We start from the raw sequence: 24,649 nt of genomic DNA, 5'->3' as shown, positions 1-24,649 counted from the left end.
TGTCCACGACGCCGTCCACGGAAACCCTTCCCACCTGTGAATTAGATTCTCTTTCTGATTCTAGACGGAAAATCTAACCGAATCTCCCGTTCCGTGTCCAGCTGGCCGCCAGGAACGGGTGTATTCAGCACGAGCGAGCGGGCAGTTCGGCACGCCCCGAGGACCTCGTCGACATCGCCCGGCTGGTCACCGCGTACTACGCGCTGCACCCGAACGGCAGCCGCTCCGGGCCGGCGGGTGCCGTTCGGGACGTCAGGAAACCGCGGGTCGTCCCTGGCGGCCGCGTTCAACGACGACCACATCGCCGCGACCAGTCAGGCGATCTGCGGGTGCGGCGCCGAGTAGGGCGTCGGCGGCCCGCTCTTCCTCGGCGCCGACATCCATGCCCTGTCTGAGCCTGCGCGGGTCACCGCACCCGAGGTGTTCGCGGCCAACGAGGTGACCGTGCTCATCGACGGCGCGGACGGCTACACGGCCACCGCCGCCGTCTCGTACGCCATCCTCACCCACAACCGCGGCCGCGCCTCCGGTCTCGCCGACGGCGCGGTGGTCACCCCCTCACGCAACCCGCCTGCTGCGGAGGCTTGACCTCCTTCCTAGAATTGAATATAGAATAAATTAAAATTCCTTCTCGCGCCTGCTGCCTCACGTGCAGCGTCGGCTCGGCATCAGGGAGTCGCCCCCATGGACTTTGGAACGATCATTCAGAACTCCGCCGTCCGCCATGGCGGACGGGTCGCTGTGTGGTGCGACGGCAGGACGCAGACCCATGAAGAGCTGTTCGATCGCTCCTGCCGCTTGGCGAACATGCTCACCGGGCTCGGCCTCGTCAAGGGCGATCGGGTGGCCATGCTCAGCCCGAACGCCTTCGAGATCCCGGAGCAGATCGCCGGGATCGCCATGGGCGGGTTCGTGCGGGCGGGGCTTTACGCCCATGAGACCGGTGAGGTCAACGCCTACCTGCTCGGACTGGTGGACGCCAAGGCGCTGCTGGTCAACGCGAAGCTGATCGACGAGATCCGCCCGCACTTCGACTTGCTGCCGGAGCTCAAGCACGTCATCGTGTTCGACGGTCCGGCCACGGACGGAGCCCTTGAATACGAAGCTGTCCTCGCGGCTGCCGAGAGTGGCCGCCCCCGTGTGGGTTCGGACCCCGACGACATCCACGTGATCCGGTTCTCCGCCGGAACGACGGGCCGTCCCAAGGGCATCGTCCACACCGTCCAGCAGTGGCTGGACAACAATGCCGAGTACCGCTGGGTGACTCCTCAGCTCGACGAGCGGGACGCCTACCTGGCCGCGGGGCAGCTCACCCACGCCGCCGTCCTCTGGCTGTGGCCGCTGCTGCAGGTCGGCGGTCGCATCATCGTGATGCCCGGCTTCGATGCGGGCCGCGCCCTCGAACTCATCGAAGAGCAGAAGCCCACGGTGACCCTGGTCGTGCCGACGATGATCCAGGCGATGCTGGCCCACCCCGATATCGAACGTCGCGACCTGAGCAGTCTGCGCTGCCTCAACTACGCGGCGTCCCCGATATCGGAGACGACGATGACGCGGGCTCTGAAGAGGTTCGGCCCGGTCCTTTACCAGCTCTACGCGCAGAGTGAGTCGATCACCATCACCATGCTCCTGCCCCACCAGCACAAGCCGGACGGGACGGAGGAGGAGCGGCGCCTCATGCGCTCTGTGGGGCGGCCGACCCCGAATACGACCGTCACCGTTGTGGACGACGAGGGGAACCCATTGCCGCCGTACGAGATCGGTGAGATCGCGGCCAAGGCGCCGGGTGGGATGAAGGAGATCTGGAAGGATCCCGAGGCCACGGCCGCCCGGATACTCCCCGACGGCAGCATCCTCACTCGCGACATGGGCTACCTCGACGACCATGGCTTCCTGTTCCTCGCGGACCGCAAGGAGGACATGATCATCTCTGGGGGCTACAACATCTGGCCCGCCCAGCTTGAGAACGCCATCGAGTCCATCCCGGGAGTCCGGGAGGTGTGCGTGATCGGCGTCCCGCACGAGAAGTGGGGGGAGACTCCCCGCGCGTTCGTGGTGCTCGATCCGGACTGCTCGCTGACTGAGGAGGAGATCATCGCCGAGAGCAGGCGGATGGTGGGTCCCACCAAGAAGGTGACCAGCGTTGAGGTCGTCGACTCGCTCCCCAAGTCGGGACTGGGCAAGATCCTGCGCCGCCAGGTCCGCGACCAGTTCTGGAAGGGTGCGACGCACCGGATCTCCGGAGCCTGAGAACAGGTCGGTGGTGCTTTCTCGGAGACCGGCAATGATGACGCCGAGTGCTTCTTGGGCCGCACGCCGTGTCGGGCGCGCTCGAAGAAGGCGGTGCCCAGCTCGTCCCTCAGGGTGTGGATCTGCCTGGCGACGGCGGACCGGACGAAGTGCAGCAGCTCGGCGGCGCACGTCACGCCGCCCACACCTCCGCCACTGCGACCAGCGTCTTGAGTTGCGCGATGTCCGTAGGCGGGCTCTAGCGCGGCACACACGGCGAGGGTGCGCAGGGAGTCAGCGAACCGATCCCCGTGAGTAGGGCATGATGTCTGCGCCCCGGCTGCCGACATGCTCGCGGACCGGCGAGCCAGCCGTCAATCTGTACCACCAGGTCGGCACGCGGCGGTCCGCGCGGCCTCCGTCTTGCGAGGTCCACTCACCCCCGCGATGCCGCGCAAACCCAGGCGCGGCGCGGGTGCGGAGCCGCGCTGCCGATGACGTCGGCACCATGTATCAGCACTGCCTCGTCGGCCTCGGCTCTGCGCGCCGGGTGAGCGCGAAGTGGCCAGTGAGGTAGTCGATCGGCATCTCGGCGGCAGATACGGTCGGCATGGCGCCGGGCAGTGCGAAGAGTTGACCGGGCGCCACAGTTACACGTGCTGCCAGGTCCCACCGGGAGTCGGTACGGCGGCCGGCGGCCCAGGCACACTGGCGGTAGGTGCGTAGCGCATGATGCCTGCGGCGTCCGCTTCCGGCACGTAGGGCAACTCATTCCTGGTCTGGTGCAGGCCCCGCGTGCGAAGCAGGTGGGGGAGTCGCCGCCCCGAGGTGTCCAGATCCGCCACCCGCTTCCCGCCGGCGTCCGGTTCGTCGTTCTTCACCCAGCGGGGGTCATCCGGTTGCGTCGCCCCGGGCATTTCCGGAGGGCGCCGATCACGATCGTGGCAAGGCCGGTGAAGGCCCGTGATCGCCGTCGGCGGCGGGTGAAGGGACCGTGACATTGCTTGAGGTGATCCCTTCACCCGGCCGGTCTCGACGAGGCCGTGGTTGCAGTGCCCTCGATCCCGTCCCGGGCATCTCGCCGCATGCCCGGGCGCAGACCGTCAGGTGCGGCCCTTCGATGCCAGGTCACGTCCGATGAGATCCTTCATGATCTCGGTGGTGCCGCCGTAGATCGTCTGGATCCTTGTGTCGACGTATGCCCGGCCGACCGGGTACTCCGTCATGTAGCCGTAGCCGCCGTGCAGTTGCAGACATCGGTCGACGACCCGCTTCTGTAGCTCGCTCACGAACCACTTGCCCTTGGCCGCGTCCACCGGGGTCAGCTGGCCCGCGTTGTAGGCGTGCACCGAGCGGTCGACGTAGGCCTCCGCCACGTCGATCTCGGTGGCCATCTCGGCGAGTTCGAAGCGGATGTGCTGGAAGTCGCCGATGGGTTTGCCGAATGCCCGGCGCTCGAAGCAGTAGTCGCGGGTGAGGTCGAAGATCGCCCGGCTGGTGGCGATCGCCATGGCGGTCACTCCGAGCCGTTCCCTGGGTAGATGGCTCATGAGCTGCTGCAGGCCCGTGCCCGGGGCGCCGAGCACGTTGGCGGCCGGCACGCGTACGTCCTCGAAGTAGAGCTCGGCGGTGTCCTGAGCGGGGAGTCCGATCTTGTCCAACTTGCGGCCACGGGTGAAGCCCGGCATGTCCCGCTCGACCACCAGGAGGCTGAAACCGCGCGACCCGGCGTCGGGGTCCGTGCGTGCGGCGACGATCACCAGGTCCGCCGTCATTCCGCTGGAGATGAAGGTCTTCTGGCCGTTCAGGATCCAGTCGTCGCCGTCCCTGCGGGCCGAGGTACGGATACCGCGCAGGTCGCTGCCGGTTCCCGGTTCGGTCATCGCAAGTGCGCCGATGACGTGACCGGAGCCGAAACCGGGCAGCCAGCGTCGCTTCTGCTCGTCATTGGTCAGATCCAGCAGGTAGTGCAGCACCAGGTCGTCCTGCAGGGCGACGGTGAGACCGAAGGACAGCGCGTGGACGCGGGCGACCTCCTCGCAGACGACCATGCGGTAGCGGTAGTCGCTCTCGGCGGCGCCGCCGTATTCTTCACCGATCTGCAGGCCGTAGATTCCCTGCTGCGCGGCCGTGGCGAGGACCTTGCGGTCGATCCATCGTTCGGACTCCCACCGATCGTGGTGGGGGACGACCTCGCGGGCGAGGAACTCGCGGACGGTCTCGCGGTACTGCTCGTGGTCTTCGGTGTACAGATCCCTGCGCATGGGGTCAGCCGAGCCTCTCGATGATGGTGACGTTGGCCTGGCCGCCGCCCTCGCACATGGTCTGCAGGCCGTAGCGGCCGCCGGTGCGTTCCAGTTCGTTCAGCAGGGTGGTCATCAGCCGGGTGCCGGTGGCGCCGAGCGGGTGGCCGAGCGCGATGGCGCCGCCGTTGACGTTGACCCGGGCCGGGTCGGCGCCGATGTCGGCCTGCCAGGCGAGGACGACCGAGGCGAAGGCCTCGTTGATCTCGACCAGATCGATGTCGTCGATCGTGAGTCCGGCCTTCTTCAGGGCGTGCTCGGTGGCGGGGATGGGGGCGGCCAGCATCATCACGGGGTCGGCGCCGCGCACCGACAGGTGGTGGATACGCGCTCGGGGTGTGAACCCGTGCGTGCGTACGGCCTGCTCGGAGGCGATGAGCATCGCGGAGGACGCGTCGGAGATCTGACTGGACACCGCGGCGGTCAAGCGCCCGCCGGGAATCAGCGTCTTGAGCCCCGCCATCTTCTCCCGGGTGGTGTCGGGACGTGGGCCCTCGTCGGCCGTGACTTTGTCGAACGGGATGATTTCGGCGTCGAAGCGGCCCTCCTTCTGGGCGGTCAGGGCACGCCGGTGGCTCTCAAGAGCGAACTCCTCCATCACGGACCGCTCAAGGCCCCACTTCTCCGCGATCATCTCGGCGCCGCGGAACTGGGAGATCTCCTGGTCGCCGTAGCGCTCCTGCCAGCCCTGGGAACCGGTCCACGGGTCGGTGGCGCCGTAGGGCTCACCGGCGCCGAATGCGCACAGGATCGGGAACTGGCTCATTTTCTGCACGCCGCCGGCCACGATGAGATCGGCCGTGCCGGACATGACGGCCTGCGCGGCGAAGTGCACCGCCTGCTGGGACGAGCCGCACTGCCGGTCGATGGTCACACCGGGCACCGACTCGGGCAGTCCGGCGGCCAGCGCGCAGGTACGGGCGATGTCGCCGGCCTGTGAGCCGATTTGGTCCAGGCAGCCGAAGATGACGTCGTCGATCGCGGCCGGGTCGAAGTCGCCGCGGCGGACCACGGAACGGATGACGTGGGCGCCGAGATCGGCCGGATGGGTCTGGGCGAAGCCGCCACCGCGCCGGCCGACAGGGGTGCGCAGCGCGTCGATGATGTACGCCTCGGGCATGAGGTCCTCCAGTGGAAGGGGATGTGGGGTGATGGGGAAGGGGATGTGGGTGATGGCGGGCCCGAAGGTCAGGGCGCGCCGAGTCCGTGTCGCACCAGGCTCTGAGCGGTGCGGATGACGCCGGTCAGCGAACCCTGGCGGGGGTTCCACCACTCCGGTGTCCAGTTGAGGGCGCCCATGACCAGCATGCGAGCCACACGCAGGTCCAGGCCGTCCCTGATGGCTCCCGCGGCCTTCGCGGTCGCCAGCAGATCCCGCCACAGCGCGAGATAGGCGCCGCTCTCTTCGCGCAGCCGGGCGCGTACCTCGTCGGGCAGCTGGCCGCTGTTGCGGGTGACGGCGGTGGCGAAGTCCGACAGATCCAGCTCCACCTGGAGATGTGCCTCCACAGCGGCGCAGATCCGGTCCATCGGTGGTGTGCCGACGGGCAGTGCGGCCAGCTCGGTCTCGACGTGCTCCCGCAGCCGCAGCTGGCCGACCACCATGACCTCGGTGATCAGTACTTCGCGGGAGGGGAAGTAGTAGTAGACGGCGGGCGTACGCACTCCGGCGAGGTCGGCGATGTCCGACAGCCGGGTCGCGGCGTAGCCCTTGAGGCTCAGTACCCGCGCCGCGGCGGCCAGGATACGGTCCCGGGTGGCCGCCGACTTCGCCTCCGGTACCGGTTTCGTCATGTTGTTGTTGCTGGTGGTGTCCACAGAGAGTGCCTCCTACGGCATTGAGTAGCCGCCGCTGACCGAGAGGACCTGGCCGGTCACCTGCCGGGCCGCGCGCTCCGAGGAGACCCAGACCACGGCGTCGGAGACGTCCTCGGCCGTGGTGAGCCGGCGTAGCGGGATCTGCCTGCGCACCGCCTCGATCTGCCGGTCGTCGAAGACGGCGTCACGGCCGCCGACCGCCCACAGGCTGCGGGTGCCGATCGCGTCGGGGCTTTCGGGGAGCACGAGTCCGGGGCAGACGACGTTCGACCGGATGCCGTGCCGGCCGTGCTCCCGGGCGACGGTGCGGGCCAGTGCGATCAGTGCGGCCTTGGTCGCTCCGTACACCCCTTGCCGTATCTCGCCGAAGGCCGCGTCGCTGGAGATGAACACGATCGATCCGCTTCCCGCCCCCCGCATCGCGGCGAGGGCGCCCTGGGTGCACTCGACGGCACCGAACAGGTTGACGTCGACCATGCGCCGCCAGCCGTCGCGGTCGGTGTCCTCGGCGATGAACCCCGGCAGGCTCAGGCCCGCGTTGTTCACCAGTACGTCGATCCCGCCCCACGCCTCGACGACCCGGTCGACCATGGCCCTGCCCGACCCTTCGACCGCCAGGTCCGCTATGGCGACCTCGGCCTCGGCCGCCCCGCGCGCCAGCGCTTCGTCCCGCACCTTCGCGGCCTGGTCGCCGTCGATGTCGCAGATCAGCACCCGCGCGCCCTCGGCAGCGAAGCCGTGCACGATTCCGCGGCCGATGTTGGAGGCCCCGCCGGTGACCAGCACCCGCGCGCCGCCGAGTCCTAGATCCATGCTCTCTCCGCTCCCTCGCACCTCGGTCGCTTCACAACCGTTGACCCCCGACATTTATGAATCTAGATTAGATTCAAAATTCTGACCAGCCCCGGAGCGAAACATGAAGATCTTCGACGGCCTGCCCGAACTCGTCATCGCGGCGGGGGAGAGCCTCGGCAGCAGCGACTGGGTCGCGGTGGACCAGGAGCGGATCGACCGGTTCGCCGACGCCACCGGCGACCACCAGTGGATCCACGTGGACGCCGAGCGCGCCGCCCAGGGACCCTTCGGCTCCACCATCGCCCACGGTCTGCTCACTCTGTCCCTGCTGCCGGCGTTCCTGCAGCAGATCTACCGTGTCGACGGCGTCCGCATGGCGGTCAACTACGGGTTGGACAAGGTGCGCTTCCCGGCGCCCGTGCCGGTCGGCTCCAAGCTGCGGGCCACATCCCGCATCGCCGAGGTGACTCCTCTCGACGGCGCGGTCCAGCTGAAGCTGTCCACCGTCATCGAGATCGAGGGCGGCACGAAGCCCGCCTGCGTGGTCGACTCCGTCGTGCGGTACGTCGGCTGATGGGCGGGCTGGTGGCGGGCCGGTCCGCGATCGTGACCGGCGCCGGCCAGGGGATCGGACTGGAGATCGCCCGGCTTCTGCACGAACACGGCGCGCGCGTGACCCTGGCAGATGTGGACGCCGAGCGGGCGGCGAAGGCCGCGGCGGAGATCGCCGGCGGCGACGCGGACTCCGTGCTGGGGCTGGGCTGCGACGTCACCGACGAGGCGTCGGTCGAGAACGCGGTGCGGTACACCGCCGAGCGCTTTGGAGGCCTGGACATCCTGGTGAACAACGCCGGGATCACCCGCGATGCCTCGCTGCGCAGGATGAGCGCCGCGGACTTCGACGCCGTGATCGGGGTTCACCTCAAGGGGACCTGGCTCGGGGTGCGGGCGGCGTCGGCGGTGATGCGCGAGGCCGGACGAGGATCGATCGTGAACATCTCCTCGCTGTCCGGGAAGTCCGGCAACCCCGGACAGACCAACTACAGCGCCGCCAAGGCGGGCATCGTGGGTCTGACGAAGGCGGCGGCCAAGGAACTCGCCCACCGCGGGGTCCGGGTCAACGCGGTGCAGCCGGGCCTGATCCGTACCGCCATGACCGAGGCGATGCCGCCGGAGGTCTTCGCGGCACGCGAGGCCGACATCCCCATGAAGCGGGCGGGGCAGCCCAGGGAGGTCGCCGGGGCCGTCCTGTTCCTCGCGTCCGATCTGTCGAGTTACATGACCGGCGCGGTACTGGAAGTGGGCGGCGGGCGATTGATGTGAGTACCCAGGTCGCACACGTCGTACGAACCCGCACGGACGGTGCGGTGGGCCACATCCTGCTCGACCGTCCCGAGGCGATGAACGCGATCACGGTCGAACTCGGCCGTCAACTGTGGGACGCGCTGACGGAACTCGCCGCCTCGGCGCGGGTCATCCTGATCCGCGGCGCGGGCGGCAACTTCTCGGTCGGCGGCGACTTCAGAGAACTGGAGCGGCTGCGGGCCCGGGGGCCGGCGGCCATGGCGCCGCTCTTCGACAACTTCGGCCGGGCCTGCGCGGTGATCGCGACCCTGCCCGTCCCCGTGGTGGCGGTGGTCGAGGGCTACGCGATGGCTGGCGGATTCGAACTGATGCAGTCCTGCGACATCGCGCTGGTGCACGAACGGGCCACGATCTCCGACACACACACGAACTTCGGCCAGATTCCCGGTGGCGGCAGCACCCAGCGGCTGCCCCGCCTCGTGGGGCGCCAGCGGGCCCTGGCGCACATCCTCACCGGAGACCGGCTGACCGCCGCCGAGGCCGTCGACTGGGGGCTGGCCTACCGGTGCCTGCCGGACGAGGGGTTCGAGGAGGCGGTGGCACAGTTCGCCGAGCGGCTCGGCGGCAAGGACCCGCAGGCGCTCTCTGCCGCCAAACACCTCGTGCACGAAGGGCTGCGGCTGCCGCTGGAGGACGGTCTCGCCCTGGAGCGCGCCGCGGTACTGGCCCACATCGCCGGGGCGGCGGCGGGCGCCGGGATCACCACCTTCACGGCCAAAGTCACGAAAGGCAACTGAGATGACGGACAAACTGATCGACTCCGGGCCGGTGCTCCTGGACCTGGACGCCGACGGCGTCGCACGACTGCGGCTCAACCGCCCCGAGGCGTCCAACGGCCTGGACGTACCGTTCCTCCAGGCGCTCCACGCGGCCGTCATGCGCTGCCACGCCGAACCCGGCGTGCGCGTGGTGCTGATCACCGGAGAGGGCCGGCACTTCTGCGCGGGCGGCGACGTCCACACCTTCGCCGCCAAGGGCGAAGACCTTCCGGACTATCTTCGGGAGGCGACCTCCTGGCTCCAGATCGCCGCCTCCGCGCTCCTCCACCTGCAGGCCCCGGTCATCGCAGCGGTGCACGGCTTCGCGGCCGGCGGGGGCGGCTTCGGGCTCGTCTGCTCGGCCGACTTCGTCATCGCGGCCGAGTCGGCGAAGTTCATGTCGGGCGCGGTACGGGTCGGCATGGCCCCCGACGCCGGCGTGTCGGTGACGCTGACCCAGCTCGTGGGCCTGCGCAAGGCGATGGAGATCCTGCTGACCAACCCCACCCTGACCGCCGCCGAGGCGCTGGACGCGGGGCTGCTCACCAGGGTCGTACCGGACGAACGGCTGCTCGACGACGCCCTCGCGTTCGCCCGCGACCTCGCCGCGGGTGCCCCTCTCGCGCTGGCGGCGACCAAGCGGCTGCTGTGGAGCGGCGTCGGCGCCGGTGTGCCGGAACGGCTGTCCGAGGAGGCCCGTACGGTCGCCGAACTCTCCGGCACCGCCGATTCCAGGGAAGGGCTGGCGGCGGTGCTCGAACGCAGGCCGCCGATCTTCACGGGCCGGTGAGGGGGACGCGATGAGCAAGGACAGCCAGGGCAACGACGCGGACATCGTTCTGCTCCAGGATTACGGCCCGGTCCGCGTGCTGACCCTGAACCGGCCGGACAAACGCAACGCCATCGATCTGGCCCTGCGGGTGGTGCTCGCGGAGAAGCTGGAAGCCGCGATGGCCGACACCTCCGTACGCGCGATCGTGCTGACCGGCGCCGGCGGCACCTTCTGCTCCGGCGGTGACGTCTCCACCATGCGCCGACAGGGCCCGGAGGAGAGCCGCCCCAGGGCGCGGGCCGCCCAGCGGGTGATCCGGGCCGTGTGGGACGGCCCCACACCGGTCGTGGCGGCGGTCGAGGGCTTCGCGTACGGCGCCGGGGCGGCGCTCGCGCTGGCCTGCGACCGGGTCGTGGCCGCGTCCGACGCGTCCTTCAACACGGCGTTCACCGGCGTGGGACTCGCCGGTGACATGGGGATATCGATATCGCTGCCGGCCAGAACCGGACTCGCGACGGCCCGTCAGCTGCTGTTGCTGCCCCGCCGGATCCAGGGCCCACAAGCCCTCGCTCTCGGGCTCGCCGACGAACTGGTCGAGCCGGGGAGCGCCTTGGACTGGGCGCTGGCCGATGCCGAACGGATCGCCGAGGGCCCACCGCTCGCACTGTCCGCGATCAAGATGATGCTCGGCGCCTGCCAGGCAGGCGATCCGCGCGCGGCACTCGACCGCGAGGTCGAGCACCAGACCCGTCTGTTCGACTCGGCGGACTTCGCAGAAGGTGTTGCCGCCTTCCACGAGCGACGCCGGCCCGTATTCAAGGGATGCTGAAAATGAGAGAGCCGCTCACCACATCACAGTGGCCAAGAGACGACAGCGTGCCCCTGGTGGAGTACACCGTCGGTTCGCTGCTCGCCGAACGTGCCAGGACCCAGGGCAACGCCCCCGCCCTGGTCGGCACCGCGCACGGCACCGGTGAGCAGCGCCGGCTGACCTACCAGGACCTGTACACCGAGGCCCGGCGGGTGGCCACCGCCCTGCTGCGACTGGCCGAGCCCGGGGAGTTCATCGCCCTGTGGGCGCCGAACGTCATCGAGTGGCCGGTCATCCAGTACGGCGCCGCGCTGGCCGGGATGACCCTCGTCGCGCTCAACCCGGTGCTCCGCGCCGACGAACTGGTCTACGCCGTCAACCACTCGGGCGCCGCGATGCTCCTGCACGCCGACGTCAGCCGCGACTACGACCTCGCGGCCGTCGCGGCCTCCGTCCGGTCCCGGTGCCCCGCGCTGCGCGAGGTCGTCTCGCTCTCCGCACGTGACCGCTGGCTGGCCGAGTCGGCGGACCCGCCCGCCACGGCCGTCCTCCAGGACGCCGACGCACCGGTGATGCTGCAGTACACCTCGGGTACCACCGGCCTGCCCAAAGGAGTACTGCTGCGCCACCGGTCCCTCGTCAACGTCGCGAAGCTGTCCGCGGAGAGGGCGCAGGCCGAGCCGGGCGCGGTGCAGGTCAACCCGCTGCCCATGTTCCACACGGCCGGGTGCGTGGTGGCCACCCTCGGATCGTTGTGGCTGGGCGGCTGCGTGGTACTCGTCGAACATTTCCGGCCCGCCCCCGTACTGGAACTGATGGAGAAGGAACAGGCCACCGCCCTGTTCTGCGTCCCCGCGATGCTGGGCGCACTGGTCGAGGCCGCCCGCGACGCCGGTGGTACGGCGCCCGCGCTGCGCACCGTCGTGGTTGGCGGGGCGAACGTGCCCGCCGCGTTGGTCGAGGCGACCCGGCAGCTGTTCGGAGCCTCGGTGCACATCCTGTACGGCCAGACGGAGCTGGGGCCGACGCTGACGGCCACCGGGCGTTCGGACAGCCCTGAGGACCTCACGGACACGGTGGGCCGGCCGTTGCCGCAGGTGGAGTGCAAGATCGTCGATCCGATCACCGGTGCGGTGCAGCCACTGGGCACACCCGGGGAGATCTGTGCACGGGGCTACCAGCAGATGATTGAGTACCTGCACGACCCGGAGTCGACCGCGCGCACGGTCGACTCCGGAGGCTGGGTGCATACCGGTGACCTCGGAGCCATGGACGCGCGCGGCGTGATCACCGTCACCGGGCGGCTCAAGGAGCTGATCATCCGCGGTGGCGAGAACATCGCGCCGGTGGAGATCGAGACCTGTCTGCTGGGGCACGAGGCCGTGCTGGAAGCGGCCGTCGTCGCGGTGCCGGACGCGAAGATGGGCGAGGCGGTCGCCGCCGTTGTCCGGCTCGCGGGAGAGCAGCCCGCCGGGCTGCGCGACGCCCTGGTGGAGCACTGCCGCGCTCGCCTCGCCAAGTACAAGGTCCCGCAACACTGGTACGTCGCCGACGAGATGCCGGTCACCCCGGCCGGCAAGGTACGCAAGTTCAAACTCCGCGACGCCGTCACCGCCGGGACACTGCGCGATCTCGACTGAGCCCGCTTCGCGAGGCGCGCAACTCATCCGCTCGTATCGGTTGCCGATCCGACCCTGGATCGCTTAATCTAAAGTCAATTAAAAAACAGCTCGATCGCCTAAGCCGCGAGGTACGGCGGCCCGTCCCGTCGTGATCAACGACGGACGGGTCATCGGCCACAGTGACACGACCGACCGGCCCGTCCGGCTCGCGGACGGTCGAGCTGCCCACCACACCCGCCGGCACGATGCGCGGTTCCGGCTGGTGCGGTACGCCCAGAAGCGCTTGGAGGACGGCGGAGATGACTGCCACGCTGCCGGAGACGGCACACGAGCAAGTAGGCAAGTACGAGCGGCTGATCCAGCCGACAAGGGTGCACGGTTCGATGTACACCGACCCGGAGATCTTCGCCGAGGAACTGGAACGCATCTGGTACCGCACCTGGGTGTACGTCGGGCACGTCAGCGAGGTGCCCGAATCGGGTGACTACGTGCGCAAGAGCATCGGTCCGCAGGACGTCATCATGACCCGCGACCGCGACGGTGAGGTGCACCTGCTGCTCAACCGCTGCGCCCACCGGGCCAACCTGGTGTGCGACGCGCCGAGCGGCAACTCCAACTCCTTCCGTTGCCCCTACCACGGCTGGACCTACCGCAACAACGGTGAGCTGCTCGGCTACCCGTACAACAAGGGGTACGGCGGCAAGGGAAAGGTCGAACTCGGGCTCGGGCGGGTGCCCAGGGTGGCATCCCACCAGGGCTTCGTCTTCGGCAGCTTCGCCCCCGACGGGCCGACGCTCGCCGAACACCTGGGCGCCGCCACCGGGGAACTGGACCGGCTCGCACGGCTCTCGCCCGAGGGCGAGGTCGAACTGACGGCCGGCTTTCTCAAGCACCGCACCCGCGCCAACTGGAAGCTGCTGGCGGAGAACGAGACGGACGGCTACCACCCGCAGTTCGTGCACGGCTCGATCTTCAGCGTCACCGGCAGCCCGATCGGCGCTCTGTACAGCGACAACTCCACCGCCGTGACCCGCGATCTGGGCGGCGGCCACAGCGAGAACGACCTGCGGCCCGAGTTCCGTCGTTTCGCCGAGCCCATGCGCTGGTTCGGCACCACCGAGGCCAAGGTCCCCGACTATGTGGCACGCATGCGGGAGCTGCACGGACCGGCCGCCGAGGACATCCTCATCGAGGGATCCCCGCACGTGATGATCTTCCCCAACCTGTTCATCGCCGAGATCCAGCTCTTCGTCATCCAGCCACTGTCGGTCGGTGAGTGTGTCCAGCACTCCACCGCCGTCCAGTTCAAGGGCGCACCCGAACTGAACCGGCGGATGGTGTCGCAGTGCGTCGGCTCCGTGGGCCCGGCCGGGATGCTGCTCGCCGACGACACCGAGATGTACGAACGCAACCAGCGCGGCGTTGCCCTGCGCGACCCGGAATGGGTCGACATCCGCCGGGGCGTGGAGCGGGAGCGGACCGACGAGAACGGCTTCCGCATCGGCACCGCGACCGACGAGACAGGGATGCGCGGCTTCTGGTCGCACTACCGGAACCTGATGGAGGCGGAGAAGTGACCGCACCAGCCACCGCGACAGCACTGGACCTGCGCCAGGTCGAGCAGTTCCTGTACCGAGAGGCGCGCTACGCGGACGAGCACGACTACGACGCGTGGGAAGCACTGTGGACCGAGGACGCCCTCTACTGGGTGCCCGCGAGCGACCCGGACGCCGCCCCCGGACCGCGGATGTCGGTGATCAGCGACAACCGCAGCCGCATCTCCACCCGCCTGAAGCAGCTCAGGACCGGGAAGCGCTATTCGCAGTCACCACCGTCGAACCTCCGCCGGATCATCTCCAACGTGGAGATCCTGGACGACGCCGATGACGCCGACGGGGCCGGCGAGCCGGGCGACATCACGGTCGCCGCCAACTTCGTCCTGGTCGAGTCCCGCGAGCGCGGCAACGAGACCTGGGCGGGCCGCACCACATACCGGCTGCGCGTCGTCGACGAGCAGATCCGGCTGGCGTACAAGAAGGTCGTCCTGGTCAACCACGACCGGGCGCTGCCCACCCTGGCCTTCCTGATCTGAGGACCGTACAGATGACCGAGACCGAGACTGACACTGGAATCGAGACCGAGAGCGGGACCAAGCCCCTGACCGGGACCGTAGGCAGCGAATTCGCCGAGGTCGCGGTGAGCATCGACACTGCGGCCAACGGCCCCCGGCTGCGGCTGGAGGACCTGCGCACCGGACGGGTCCGGTATCTGGACGCGCTCGAACTTGAGACCCTCGTGTGGCTCCCCGACGGAGATCTGCGCCGGCTGCTGGATCCGTCGGCGCACCGCTGGCGCGACGACGCGGGCAGTTGACGGGCAGGGACATGGACGACGTCACACCCGACGCGCTCGACCTCTCCCGGTACATACGGGAGGGCGACACCGTCGTCTGGGGCCAGGCATGCGCCGAGCCACAGACCCTGACCGAGCGGCTGATGCAACAGCGCGCCGACATCGGGCACTTCAGGTGCTTCCTCGGCATCCCGGCGACCGACACCGTCCGCCCGGACCACGCCGACCTGGTGTCCTTCGTCTCCTACATCGGCAGCGGCGGCAACCGGGCCCTGCACCGGGCAGGGCTGCTGGATGTGCTGCCCGCGCCCTACTCCAGCCTCCCCGGTCTGCTCGGTGCGGGCCCTCTGCGCGCGGACGTCGTGCTCGTCCAGCTCCCGCCGTCCGGCGGCGACGGCCGTTACAGCCCGGGCCTGGCCGACGACTACCTGGGGGCGGCCCTGCGTACCGCCCGGGTGGTGATCGCCGAGGTGAACGACCAGGTCCCGTACACGTACGGCCCCCGTACACTCGGTGCGTCCGATCTCGACGTGGTGGTCCGCACCTCACGCCCGCCCGCCGAACTGCGGCCCGGCACGCCGGACGGCGTCACCGCACGCGTCGCGGCCCGGGTGGCGGGCCTGGTGGACGACGGCGCCACGCTCCAGTTCGGCGTCGGCGCGCTCCCCGAGGCCGTGCTCGGCCTGCTGACCGACCGCCGCGACCTGGGCATCCACTCAGGTCTGATCAACGACGCGGCGATGGACCTGATCGAGGCCGGCGTCGTCACGGGCGCCCGAAAGACGCTCGACCGAGGCAGAGCGGTCGGCGGACTGCTGATGGGCACCCGGCGGCTGTTCCGGTTCGCCCACCGCAACCCGGCGATCCAGCTGCGCGACACCGGCTACACCCACGACCCGCAGACGCTGGCGGCGCAATACCGGCTGGTCGCCATCAACTCGGCCATCGAGGTCGACCTCTCCGGACAGGTCAACTCCGAACTGGCCGGGGGGCGTTACGTCGGAGCGGTCGGCGGGGCAGGGGACTTCCTTCGCGGGGCCGCCAGGTCCCCGGGCGGCCTGCCCGTCGTCGCCCTGCCTTCCACCGCCGGCCCCGCGAGTCGCGTGGTGGCCCGTCTGTCCGGTCCGGTGAGCACCTCACGCAGCGACGCGGGGCTGTTCGTCACCGAGTACGGGGTCGCCGACCTGCGCGGACAACCCCTGCGCGTACGCCGTGAACGGATGCTCGCCATCGCCCACCCAGACCACCGTGCGGCGCTGGAAGCCGCGCTCGAAGAGCAAGGAGCCCCGGCATGACCGCTATGCCCCGAGCCGCGATCGTCGCGCCGCTGCGCACCCCGGTCGGTGCCTTCGGCGGGACGCTGCGCCCGCTCCCCGCGCACGACCTGGCGTCCGTCGTCATCAGGGCGGTGGTGGAGCGCTCCGGCATCGACCCGGACCGTATCGAGGACGTCTCCTTCGCCCAGTCGTACGCCAACTCCGAGGCCCCGTGCATCGGACGCTGGGCCGCCCTGAACGCCGGACTGCCGGTCGCGTTGCCCGGCTTCCAGCTCGACCGGCGCTGCGGCGGCGGACTGCAGGCCGTGGTCACCGCGGCGATGATGGTGCAGACCGGCGCCGCCGATGTGGTGCTGGCGGGCGGCGTGGAGAGCATGAGCAACATCGAGCACTACTCCACGAACGTCCGCTGGGGCACCCGCTCCGGCTCCGTAGAGCTCCACGACCGGCTCGACCGCGGCCGCGAACGCTCGCAGCCGCAGGAGCGGTTCGGCCCGATCAGCGGCATGGTCGAAACCGCCGAGAACCTCGCCGGGCGGTACGCGATCACCCGAGAGGAAGCCGACGCGTACGCGGCCCGCAGCCACCGGCGCGCCGCCGCGGCCTGGGAAGCCGGACGCTTCGCCGACGAGGTCGTGCCGGTCGAGGTTCCCCAGCGACGCGGCGAGCCCCTCTCCTTCGGGCGGGACGAGGGCATCCGCCCCGACTCCACCCCGCACACCCTCGCTGGACTGCGCACGCTGATGCCGGGCGGCACCGTCACCGCGGGCAACTCCAGTCAGCAGAACGACGCCGCGGCGGCCTGCCTGGTGGTCGCCGAGGACAAGCTCGACGCCCTCGGCCTGGAGCCGATCGGCTTCCTGCGCGGATGGGCGGCGGCCGGCTGCGAGCCCTCGATGATGGGCATCGGGCCGGTCCCGGCGGTCGCGAAGCTGTTCGCCAGGACCGGGCTCGGCTTCGACGACCTGGACCTGGTCGAGCTGAACGAGGCGTTCGCCTGCCAGGTCCTGGCCGTCCTGAAGGGCTGGGGACTCAAGTACGACGAGGACGACGACCGGCTCAACGTCAACGGCTCCGGCATCTCGCTCGGCCACCCCATCGCCGCCACCGGGGTCCGCATCCTCGCCACGATGCTGCACGAACTGCGGCGCCGGGACGGCCGGTATGCCCTGGAGTCCATGTGCATCGGCGGCGGCCAGGGCATGGCCGCGATCTTCGAGGCGGCGTGACCATCATGAGCCCGAGCCCCTACGGCATCGTCTCCTACGCCGCCTACCTCCCCCGACACCGCCTTCAGCGCGAGGAACTGGGCACCGCGCTGGGCATCAACGCGGGGCGCGGGGCGCGGATCGCCGCCTCCTTCGACGAGGACAGCACCACCATGGGCGTCGAAGCGGCCCGCCGTGCCCTGCCCGGGCACCGCGCGCCCGACGCGCTGTACTTCGCGACCACCTCGCCCGCCTACCTCGACAAGACGAACGCCGCCGCCCTGCACGCCGCGCTCGCCCTGCCGCACGACGCCTTCGCGGCGGACCTGGCCGGCTCGGCACGCTCCGGAATCGCCGCGCTGCGCGCCGCCTGGGGCGGTGGCGGGCTCGCCGTGCTGTCCGACGTACGCACCGGCCGGCCCGGCTCGGCGGACGAGCGGGACGGGGGAGACGGGGCGGCCGCCTTCCTCTTCGGCGACGCGGGATCGGCGGTGGCCGAGATACTTGCTCACACCTCGGCGACCTCCGAGTTCCTGGACCGCTGGCGGGTTCCGGAGAACCGGGCCGGCGAGCAGTGGGAGGAACGGTTCGGCCTGGAGCGCTATCTGCCGCTGATCGAGGACGCCGGGCAGCGCGCCCTGAAGGCCGCAGGCGCCGGGCAGGCCGACCACGTCGTCCTGGTCTCACCCAACTCGGCGGTCCGTAAGCGCGCCACGAAGCTGTTCACCGCGCATCTTTCCGCGGGCGGCTCACCCATAGGCCACGCCGGCACCGCCGACGCGGGCCTCGCCCTGGCCGACGCGCTCGACCGCGCGGGAGCCGGCGAGACGATCCTGCTGCTCTCGGCGGTGGACGGCTGCGATGCCGTACTGCTGCGGACGACCGACCGCGTGCTCGTCGCCCGGCAGCCCGAACCCGTCACCCATCAGCTCGTCGGCGGCCGGGACGTCTCGTACACGACGTACCTGACCTGGCGCGGGTGGCTGGACCGTGAGCCACCGCGCCGCCCTGAGCCCGAACGTCCGGCGGCTCCGCCGTCGGCGCGGGGGGAAAGGTGGAAGTTCGCCTTCACCGGCAGCAGGTGTGACCGGTGCGCCTTCGTCCACATGCCGCCCACCCGGGTGTGCAAGGAGTGTGGGGCGGTGGACGCGATGACGCCCGTGCCGCTGGCCGGAGCACGCGGCACGGTGGCGACGTACACCGTCGACCGGCTCGCGTACTCGCCCTCGCCCCCGCTGATCGACGCGGTGGTCGACTTCGACGGCGGCGGTCGCTGCACGCTGGAGATCGCTGACGGGGCGGCCGACCGGCTGACCGTCGGAACCCGGGTCGAGCCGGTCTTCCGGCGGCTCCACACCGCCCAGGGAGTGCACAACTACTTCTGGAAGGCCCGTACGACCCAAGAGGCAAGCGTGGACGGGAGCACGGCATGAGCAGCAACGGCATCCGCGACCGGGTGGCGGTCGTCGGCATGGGATGCACCCGCTTCGGCGAGCACTGGGACCGTTCGGCCGACGACCTCCTGCTCAACGCCACCCGGGAGTGTTTCGCGGCGACCCCGGCTCTGGCCGCCGAGGACGTGGACGCGTACTGGCTGGGCACCCTCGGTTCCGGGCAGTCCGGGATGACGCTGAGCCGTCCGCTGTCCCTGGACTACAAGCCCGTCACCCGGGTGGAGAACTACTGCGCCACCGGCTCCGAGGCCTTCCGCAACGCCTGCTACGCGGTCGCCTCGGGAGCGTACGACCGGGTGATGGCGGTCGGCGTGGAGAAGCTCAAGGACTCCGGCTTCTCCGGGCTGCTGCGCAGCGACCCGCCGGGCGACGGCACCGCTCCCGAACAGTCACTGACCGCGCCGGCCGCCTTTTCCCTGCTCGATCCGGCGTACTGCGACAGGTACGGGGTCGATCCGGCCGCGATGCGGGAGGCGATGACGCACGTCGCGTGGAAGAACCACGCCAACGGGGCCCTCAACCCCAAGGCGCAGTTCCGTTCGGTGGTCTCGAAGGAGAAGATCGAGCGGGCGCCTCTCGTCGCGGGCCGGCTCGGGGTCTTCGACTGCTCGGGGGTCTCCGACGGCGCCGCCTGCGCGCTGATCGTCCGGGCCGAGGACGCCCTCCGGTACACCGACCGGCCCATGTATGTGAAGGGCCTGTCTTTGGTCGCGGGACCGGCCCGGGGCGCTATGGATCCCGGCTACGACTACACCACCTTCCCGGAGGTGGTCCGCGCCGCCGCCGACGCCTACCGGCAGGCGGGGATCAGTGACCCGCGCAGCCAGATCTCGCTCGCCGAGGTGCACGACTGCTTCACGCCGACCGAGGTGGTGCTGATGGAGGACCTTGGGTTCGCCGAGCGCGGCCAGGCATGGAAGGACGTCCTGGACGGCGCCTTCCAGCTCGACGGCCGGCTGCCGGTGAACCCGGACGGCGGGCTGAAGTCCTTCGGCCATCCGGTCGGCGCGAGCGGGCTGCGGATGCTCTACGAGTGCTGGCTGCAGTTCCGGGCCGAAGCGGGCGAGCGCCAGCTCGCCGACCCCGCTCTCGGCCTCACCCACAACCTGGGCGGCCGGCCGGGCGGGTGCGTCTCGTTTGTTTCGGTGGTGGGGCCCGACCTCGGGTGAGGCCCCACCCTCGGGTGAGTGATTCGTCCGCCGGGGGCGTTGACCCGTCCTCAGAATTTTATCTATATTAGATTAATGAGATGTGGAGGCTGTCAGCGTGCAACGTGACGAGAAGGAAGCGATAGCGGCCGGGCTCTACCGGGCGCTGGCCCGCGGTGACCGAAAGCGACTGGACGAGATCCTGCACCCCGGGTTCGAGGGCCGTACCACCGAAGGGCTTCCGATGGGCCTTGGGGGGACGTACACCGGGCCGGACGCCATGCGCCGGAAGTTCTGGGGCGGCATCGCCAGGAGCTACGACGCTCGGGCGGAACCGGCCGAGTACCGCCACCTGGACGACGGACAGGTGCTGGTCCTGGGCAGGTACGTCGGCGAGGCCCGGGAGGGCGGAGGCAAGCTCGACGCGGAGTTCTTCCACCTCCTGCGCTTCGACGAGGAGCGGATCACCGCACTCGTCCAGCTGACGGACAGTGCACGCTGGACCACGGCCCTGGGGTCCGCCCAGGGTCTGACGACCATCGACTTCCGCGTCAGTGACGGGCTGGCCGAGATCCGGCTCGACCGCCCGCACACCCGCAACGCCCTCGACGAGGTCATGGCCGCCGACCTGTACGAGGTGGCCCAGCGTCTGGCCGCCGACCCGGGCGTGCGGGCGGTGCTGATCACGGGCAACGGCCCCGCCTTCACCGTGGGCGGCGACATCTCCGTCTTCGCTCAGAGCACCGCCGCCGGGCTGCCCACGAAGCTGCGCCGGATGACCTCGCCGTACCACGAGGCGATGCGCATCCTCAGCCGGCTCGACGCGCCGATCGTCTGCGCCGCGCACGGTGCCGCCGCCGGCGGCGGGCTCGGCCTGCTGTACTGCGCGGACATCGTGCTGGCCGCCGAGGGCACCAAGTTCGCCTCCGGGTTCACGGCCCTGGGCCTGTCCGGCGACGGCGGCAACTCCTGGTTCCTGCCCCGGCTCGTCGGGCCACGCCGCGCCGTCGAGTTCTACATCGAGCAGCGGGTGCTGGACGCCCAGGAAGCCGCCGAATGGGGCCTGGTGACCCGCGTGCTGCCGGCCGACGCACTGGCCGACGAGGCCGTCGCCGTCGCCCGGAGGCTGGCCGACGGCCCCACCCGGGCCTACGGCGAGATCCGCCGGCTGCTGCGCGACTCGTGGTCCGCCACGTTGTCCGAGCAGTTGACCGCCGAGTCGGACGGGATCGCGCGCACCGCCGCGACGTCGGACGCCTCGGCGGCCGTCGCCGCCTTCATCGCAAAGCGCCAGCCGACATTCGAGGGAAGGTAGGGAAAGTGGGGATGTCCGCATTCGTCACGGACAGCGACGACCACCGGATGATCCGGGAGAGCACCGCCAAGATCGCCGCCCGCTACGGGCACGCGTACTACGCCGAACGCGCCCGGAACAACGGCGGCGTGCGGGAGTTGTGGGAAGAACTCGGCGAAGCCGGGCTGCTCGGCGTCCACCTCCCCGAGGAGTACGGCGGCGGGGGAGCGGGCCTCGCGGAACTCGTCGTGGTGCTGGAGGAGCTGTCGGCCCACGGAATGCCGCTGCTCAGCGCCGTCATCTCGCCGGCCATCTGCGGTTCGATCCTCGCCGCCCACGCCACCCCGGAGATGAAGGGCGCCTGGCTACCGGACCTCGCCTCCGGCCGCCGGAAGATGGCGTTCGCCCTCACCGAGCCGGACGCCGGCTCCAACAGCCACGCGATCACCACCACAGCCCGCTCCGACGACGGGGCGGGGTGGCTCATCTCGGGCGCCAAGTACTACATCTCCGCTCTGGACGAGGCGGACGCGGTGCTGGTGGTCACCAGGGACGGTGACCTGCCACCATCCTCCTCCGGATCATCCCCGCTGTCGCTCTTCGTCGTGCCCGTCGACGCACCCGGCCTGCACTTCCATCCGATCGAGACCGAACTGGTCTGCCCCGACAAGCAGTTCACCCTCTTCCTCGACAACGTACGGGTGGAGCGTGACGCCCTCGTAGGGGAGTGGGGGAAGGGGCTGCGGCAGGTCTTCGCCGGCCTCAACCCCGAGCGCATCACCGCCTCCGCGCTCAGCAACGGCATCGGCCGCTACGCGGTGGCCAAGGCCCGCGACTACGCCGCCGGGCGCAAGGTCTGGTCGACTCCGATCGGAGCCCACCAGGGCATCGCCCACCCCCTCGCCGAAGCGCATATCGGGGTGGAACTCGCCCGGCTCGCCACGGCCCGGAGCGCGGAGATGTTCGACGCCGGCGAGAACGCCGCGACAGCGGCCAACATCGCGAAGTTCGCCGCGGCCGACGCGTCGCTCAAGGCGCTCGACCAGGCGATCCAGACCCACGGCGGCAACGGCCTGTCGCGCGAGTACGGGCTGGCCGATCTGTGGTTCGTCGCCCGCATGCTGCGCACGGCGCCGGTCAGCCGGGAGATGGTCCTCAACTTCGTGGCCCAGCACAGCCTGAACCTGCCGAATTCGTACTGAACCCCTACCCATGACAACGAGGAGCGCACATATGTCAGGAGTACAGGACCGGGTCGTCGTGGTGACCGGCGCGGGCGGCGGACTCGGGCGCGAGTACGCGCTGCTGCTGGCCCGGCACGGCGCCCGGGTCGTCGTCAACGACCTCGGCGGCGCGCGGGACGGCACAGGATCCGGCAACGCGATGGCCGACGCGGTGGTCGAGGAGATCCGCGCCGCGGGCGGACAGGCGGTCGCCAACCACGACAGCGTGGCCACCGAGGAGGGCGCCGCGGGTGTGATCGGCACCGCGCTGAAGGAGTACGGAGCCGTGCACGGCGTGGTGAACAACGCCGGCATCCTGCGCGACAGCTCCTTCGTGAAGATGACGGCGGACCAGTGGGAAGCCGTACTTCAGGTACACCTCTTCGGAGGCTTCCACGTCACCAGGGCCGCCTGGCCGCACTTCCGGGAGCAGGGACACGGCAGGGTCGTCATGGCGACCTCCACCTCCGGGCTGTACGGCAACTTCGGGCAGGCCAATTACGGCGCCGCCAAGCTCGGTCTGGTCGGTCTGGTCAACACGCTCGCCGTCGAGGGACGCAAGTACAACATCCTGGCCAACGCCGTCGCACCGCTGGCCAGGACCCGCATGAGCGAGGACGTCGCCCCGGCCGAGCTGCTGGAGAGGCTTCCGGCCGAGTTCGTGGCGCCCGTCGTCGCCCATCTGCTGACCGACGAATGCACCGACACCGGCACGGTGCTGGTCGCCGGCGGCGGCCGGGTCCAGCGGGTGGCGCAGTTCGCCTCCAAGGGCGCGACCTTCCCGGGCACCCCGACCCTCCAGGACGTCGCCGACCGCTGGCCCGACATCACGGACATGGACGCCTCCGCCCTCGGCACCAACCCACTGGGCTGAGAGCCCGGACAGGAGACACCATCGTGAAACCCTTCGACGCCCTCGTCGTCGGCGCCGGTGCGGGCGGCCTGTTCGCCGCGGCCCGCCTGACCCATCTCGGTTACCGCACCCTCGTGGTGGAACGTCTCGACCGCGTGGGCGGCCGGGCGTCGACGCACGAGATCGACGGTTTCAAGGTCAACAACGGCGCCATCGTCATCGAGGTCGGCGGCATCACCCAGGAGACCTTCGAGGAGGTCGGCGCCAAGTTCGACGTCCGCCGGGCCAATCCGCCGATCCTCTACCGCATCGGCGGCAAGGACGCCGACATCACCGGCGGCGGCTGGGGCATGCTGCTGTCCAAGCTGACCCGCCACGGCGCCAAGCTGCTCAACGGTATCGGCGCCGCCCGTGAGGACAGCGGTCTGCCGGACACCGAACTGTCCACCGCCGACTGGATCCGCCGCTACACCAAGAACGAGTCGGTGCACGGAGTCTTCCGCAACATGTGCGGATCGGTCTTCGCGGTCGGCTCGGAGGAACTGCCCGCCCGGGTCTTCCTCACCTACTTCACCCGCAAGAGCGCCTTCAAGAAGTTCGGCTTCTGCCCCGACGGCACCATCGGGATCTGGCAGGCACTCGCCGATGTGATCACTGCGGGCGGCGGTGAGGTGTGGCTGGACAGCGAGGTGCGGAAACTGACGGTGGACGCGGGCCGGGTCACCGGTGCGCTCATCGCCCGCGACGGCCGGGACACCGAGGTCGCCTGCCGGTTCGCGGTGAGCGACACCGGCCCGGCCGCCACCGTGGGCCTGGTCGGTGAGCAGCACTTCCCCGCGGAGTACCTGACATCGGTACGCGGCGGCGACCGTCCCTGCGCGATGATCTCGGTCAACTTCGCCAGCCGGGAACCGCTGGTCACTTCACCGGGCCTGCTCAGTTTCGCCAAGACCCGCCGCATGTGCTACGTCGCCAACTTCACCGCGACCTGCCCGGAGATGGCGCCGGAAGGCTGGCACCTCTACGTGGGAACAGCCGTACCTCAGCCCGCCGTCGGCGACTTCGACGAGGCGGCCGAGACCGAGCTGCTCATGGCCGACCTCCGCGACCAGATCCCGGGCTTCGAGGGGGCCCGCATCCTGTCCACCGTCGTCACCCGCGACGGCTGGCCCCCGCAACGCGCGGTGGCGGGCTTCGACCTGCCCCACACCACCCCCATTCCCAACCTCTGGAACGTCGGCGACGCCGTTAAGGAGTACGCCAACGGCGGCACCACGGCCTGCGCCGAGACCGCCAAGCTCGTCGTCGAGCAGATCCAGCGGCACTACCCGGTCGGCGTCGGCGGCGAGCCGACCGGAGTGTGAAGG

General features: G+C 70.2%; 22 protein-coding genes and 2 pseudogenes. 19 read left to right on the top strand and 5 right to left on the bottom strand.

The genetic code is table 11. The annotated features are described in order from the left end of the window. Window positions 1-122: 122 nt before the first annotated feature. Together AC31A1_RS01130 and AC31A1_RS01125 are read left to right on the top strand one after the other, a co-directional pair. Window positions 123-576 (top strand): annotated as a pseudogene (locus tag AC31A1_RS01130) (phosphoglucomutase, alpha-D-glucose phosphate-specific); the annotation flags it as partial. Between the two features lie 108 nt (window positions 577-684). Then, on the top strand, window positions 685-2,250 hold the full coding sequence (locus AC31A1_RS01125; protein ID WP_489651345.1) for a class I adenylate-forming enzyme family protein: 1,566 nt from the start codon (window positions 685-687) through the stop codon (window positions 2,248-2,250). A 68-nt stretch (window positions 2,251-2,318) separates the two neighbouring features. Here the strand turns inward: AC31A1_RS01125 and AC31A1_RS01120 are convergent. From AC31A1_RS01120 to AC31A1_RS01100, 5 genes and pseudogenes are all read right to left on the bottom strand, one after another. Continuing rightward, window positions 2,319-2,579 (bottom strand): annotated as a pseudogene (locus AC31A1_RS01120) (helix-turn-helix domain-containing protein); the annotation flags it as partial. 753 nt (window positions 2,580-3,332) lie between these two features. Beyond that, the gene (locus tag AC31A1_RS01115) at window positions 3,333-4,493 is read right to left on the bottom strand and encodes an acyl-CoA dehydrogenase family protein (protein WP_405846665.1); all 1,161 of its coding nucleotides are present in this window, start codon (window positions 4,491-4,493) and stop codon (window positions 3,333-3,335) included. A gap of 4 nt (window positions 4,494-4,497) precedes the next feature. After that, a complete protein-coding gene (locus tag AC31A1_RS01110; protein ID WP_405846667.1) occupies window positions 4,498-5,652 on the bottom strand; it encodes an acetyl-CoA C-acetyltransferase in 1,155 nt (384 codons plus the stop codon). Between the two features lie 68 nt (window positions 5,653-5,720). Beyond that, window positions 5,721-6,350: a TetR/AcrR family transcriptional regulator gene (locus AC31A1_RS01105; protein ID WP_489651344.1), complete on the bottom strand. Its 630-nt coding sequence runs from the start codon at window positions 6,348-6,350 to the stop codon at window positions 5,721-5,723. A gap of 12 nt (window positions 6,351-6,362) precedes the next feature. After that, entirely contained in the window at window positions 6,363-7,163 is an 801-nt protein-coding gene (locus tag AC31A1_RS01100; protein ID WP_489651343.1) for an SDR family NAD(P)-dependent oxidoreductase, read from the bottom strand. A gap of 103 nt (window positions 7,164-7,266) precedes the next feature. On the opposite strand from AC31A1_RS01100, the gene AC31A1_RS01095 reads away from it, so the two are divergent. From AC31A1_RS01095 to AC31A1_RS01015, 17 genes are all read left to right on the top strand, one after another. Beyond that, window positions 7,267-7,719: a MaoC family dehydratase gene (locus AC31A1_RS01095; RefSeq protein ID WP_489651342.1), complete on the top strand. Its 453-nt coding sequence runs from the start codon at window positions 7,267-7,269 to the stop codon at window positions 7,717-7,719. Further along, entirely contained in the window at window positions 7,719-8,468 is a 750-nt protein-coding gene (gene fabG / locus AC31A1_RS01090; protein WP_489651341.1) for a 3-oxoacyl-ACP reductase FabG, read from the top strand. Before AC31A1_RS01095 ends, fabG begins: the two co-directional genes overlap by 1 nt. Beyond that, complete coding sequence (locus tag AC31A1_RS01085; protein WP_489651340.1) at window positions 8,465-9,247, top strand: enoyl-CoA hydratase/isomerase family protein; 783 nt, start codon at window positions 8,465-8,467, stop codon at window positions 9,245-9,247. Before fabG ends, AC31A1_RS01085 begins: the two co-directional genes overlap by 4 nt. A gap of 1 nt (window position 9,248) precedes the next feature. Continuing rightward, window positions 9,249-10,058: an enoyl-CoA hydratase/isomerase family protein gene (locus AC31A1_RS01080; RefSeq protein ID WP_405846676.1), complete on the top strand. Its 810-nt coding sequence runs from the start codon at window positions 9,249-9,251 to the stop codon at window positions 10,056-10,058. Between the two features lie 10 nt (window positions 10,059-10,068). Next, complete coding sequence (locus tag AC31A1_RS01075; protein ID WP_405846678.1) at window positions 10,069-10,869, top strand: enoyl-CoA hydratase/isomerase family protein; 801 nt, start codon at window positions 10,069-10,071, stop codon at window positions 10,867-10,869. A 56-nt stretch (window positions 10,870-10,925) separates the two neighbouring features. After that, the gene (locus AC31A1_RS01070) at window positions 10,926-12,491 is read left to right on the top strand and encodes a class I adenylate-forming enzyme family protein (RefSeq protein WP_489651339.1); all 1,566 of its coding nucleotides are present in this window, start codon (window positions 10,926-10,928) and stop codon (window positions 12,489-12,491) included. 281 nt (window positions 12,492-12,772) lie between these two features. Beyond that, window positions 12,773-14,050, top strand: a complete 1,278-nt coding sequence (locus AC31A1_RS01065; protein ID WP_489651338.1) for an aromatic ring-hydroxylating oxygenase subunit alpha — start codon at window positions 12,773-12,775, stop codon at window positions 14,048-14,050. After that, window positions 14,047-14,565 carry an aromatic-ring-hydroxylating dioxygenase subunit beta gene (locus AC31A1_RS01060; RefSeq protein ID WP_489651337.1) on the top strand — a complete coding sequence of 173 codons (519 nt, stop codon included), beginning with the start codon at window positions 14,047-14,049 and terminating at the stop codon, window positions 14,563-14,565. The genes AC31A1_RS01065 and AC31A1_RS01060 overlap by 4 nt, the downstream gene beginning before the upstream one ends. Window positions 14,566-14,576: 11 nt before the next feature. Beyond that, window positions 14,577-14,846, top strand: a complete 270-nt coding sequence (locus AC31A1_RS01055) for a hypothetical protein (protein WP_489651336.1) — start codon at window positions 14,577-14,579, stop codon at window positions 14,844-14,846. 11 nt (window positions 14,847-14,857) lie between these two features. Next, window positions 14,858-16,120 carry an acetyl-CoA hydrolase/transferase family protein gene (locus AC31A1_RS01050; RefSeq protein WP_489651335.1) on the top strand — a complete coding sequence of 421 codons (1,263 nt, stop codon included), beginning with the start codon at window positions 14,858-14,860 and terminating at the stop codon, window positions 16,118-16,120. A gap of 5 nt (window positions 16,121-16,125) precedes the next feature. Continuing rightward, window positions 16,126-17,331, top strand: coding sequence for an acetyl-CoA C-acetyltransferase (locus AC31A1_RS01045; protein WP_489651377.1), 1,206 nt, complete (start codon window positions 16,126-16,128; stop codon window positions 17,329-17,331). A gap of 5 nt (window positions 17,332-17,336) precedes the next feature. Further along, window positions 17,337-18,743 carry an OB-fold domain-containing protein gene (locus AC31A1_RS01040; RefSeq protein ID WP_489651334.1) on the top strand — a complete coding sequence of 469 codons (1,407 nt, stop codon included), beginning with the start codon at window positions 17,337-17,339 and terminating at the stop codon, window positions 18,741-18,743. Then, window positions 18,740-19,933: an acetyl-CoA acetyltransferase gene (locus AC31A1_RS01035; protein ID WP_489651333.1), complete on the top strand. Its 1,194-nt coding sequence runs from the start codon at window positions 18,740-18,742 to the stop codon at window positions 19,931-19,933. The genes AC31A1_RS01040 and AC31A1_RS01035 overlap by 4 nt, the downstream gene beginning before the upstream one ends. Window positions 19,934-20,030: 97 nt before the next feature. Continuing rightward, on the top strand, window positions 20,031-21,227 hold the full coding sequence (locus AC31A1_RS01030; RefSeq protein WP_489651332.1) for an enoyl-CoA hydratase-related protein: 1,197 nt from the start codon (window positions 20,031-20,033) through the stop codon (window positions 21,225-21,227). Between the two features lie 11 nt (window positions 21,228-21,238). After that, window positions 21,239-22,408, top strand: a complete 1,170-nt coding sequence (locus tag AC31A1_RS01025) for an acyl-CoA dehydrogenase family protein (protein WP_489651331.1) — start codon at window positions 21,239-21,241, stop codon at window positions 22,406-22,408. A gap of 31 nt (window positions 22,409-22,439) precedes the next feature. Next, window positions 22,440-23,303: an SDR family NAD(P)-dependent oxidoreductase gene (locus AC31A1_RS01020; RefSeq protein WP_405846690.1), complete on the top strand. Its 864-nt coding sequence runs from the start codon at window positions 22,440-22,442 to the stop codon at window positions 23,301-23,303. Window positions 23,304-23,326: 23 nt separating this feature from the next. Beyond that, window positions 23,327-24,646, top strand: a complete 1,320-nt coding sequence (locus AC31A1_RS01015; RefSeq protein ID WP_405846691.1) for a phytoene desaturase family protein — start codon at window positions 23,327-23,329, stop codon at window positions 24,644-24,646. Window positions 24,647-24,649 lie beyond the last annotated feature (3 nt).

It is taken from the genome of Streptomyces sp. P5F9, assembly GCF_057961495.1.
The sequence above is the reverse complement of the archived record's forward strand: the minus strand, read 5'-3'. Positions and strand labels throughout refer to the sequence as shown.

Bases quoted from the DNA above. Each gene is read 5' to 3' on its own strand.
- AC31A1_RS01125 (WP_489651345.1), top strand. From the start codon at position 685: ATGGACTTTGGAACGATCATTCAGAACTCCGCCGTCCGCCATGGCGGA.
- AC31A1_RS01115 (WP_405846665.1), bottom strand. From the start codon at position 4,493: ATGCGCAGGGATCTGTACACCGAAGACCACGAGCAGTACCGCGAGACC.
- AC31A1_RS01110 (WP_405846667.1), bottom strand. From the start codon at position 5,652: ATGCCCGAGGCGTACATCATCGACGCGCTGCGCACCCCTGTCGGCCGG.
- AC31A1_RS01100 (WP_489651343.1), bottom strand. From the start codon at position 7,163: ATGGATCTAGGACTCGGCGGCGCGCGGGTGCTGGTCACCGGCGGGGCC.
- AC31A1_RS01095 (WP_489651342.1), top strand. From the start codon at position 7,267: ATGAAGATCTTCGACGGCCTGCCCGAACTCGTCATCGCGGCGGGGGAG.
- fabG (WP_489651341.1), top strand. From the start codon at position 7,719: ATGGGCGGGCTGGTGGCGGGCCGGTCCGCGATCGTGACCGGCGCCGGC.
- AC31A1_RS01080 (WP_405846676.1), top strand. From the start codon at position 9,249: ATGACGGACAAACTGATCGACTCCGGGCCGGTGCTCCTGGACCTGGAC.
- AC31A1_RS01075 (WP_405846678.1), top strand. From the start codon at position 10,069: ATGAGCAAGGACAGCCAGGGCAACGACGCGGACATCGTTCTGCTCCAG.
- AC31A1_RS01065 (WP_489651338.1), top strand. From the start codon at position 12,773: ATGACTGCCACGCTGCCGGAGACGGCACACGAGCAAGTAGGCAAGTAC.
- AC31A1_RS01055 (WP_489651336.1), top strand. From the start codon at position 14,577: ATGACCGAGACCGAGACTGACACTGGAATCGAGACCGAGAGCGGGACC.
- AC31A1_RS01050 (WP_489651335.1), top strand. From the start codon at position 14,858: ATGGACGACGTCACACCCGACGCGCTCGACCTCTCCCGGTACATACGG.
- AC31A1_RS01045 (WP_489651377.1), top strand. From the start codon at position 16,126: ATGCCCCGAGCCGCGATCGTCGCGCCGCTGCGCACCCCGGTCGGTGCC.
- AC31A1_RS01040 (WP_489651334.1), top strand. From the start codon at position 17,337: ATGAGCCCGAGCCCCTACGGCATCGTCTCCTACGCCGCCTACCTCCCC.
- AC31A1_RS01035 (WP_489651333.1), top strand. From the start codon at position 18,740: ATGAGCAGCAACGGCATCCGCGACCGGGTGGCGGTCGTCGGCATGGGA.
- AC31A1_RS01025 (WP_489651331.1), top strand. From the start codon at position 21,239: ATGTCCGCATTCGTCACGGACAGCGACGACCACCGGATGATCCGGGAG.
- AC31A1_RS01020 (WP_405846690.1), top strand. From the start codon at position 22,440: ATGTCAGGAGTACAGGACCGGGTCGTCGTGGTGACCGGCGCGGGCGGC.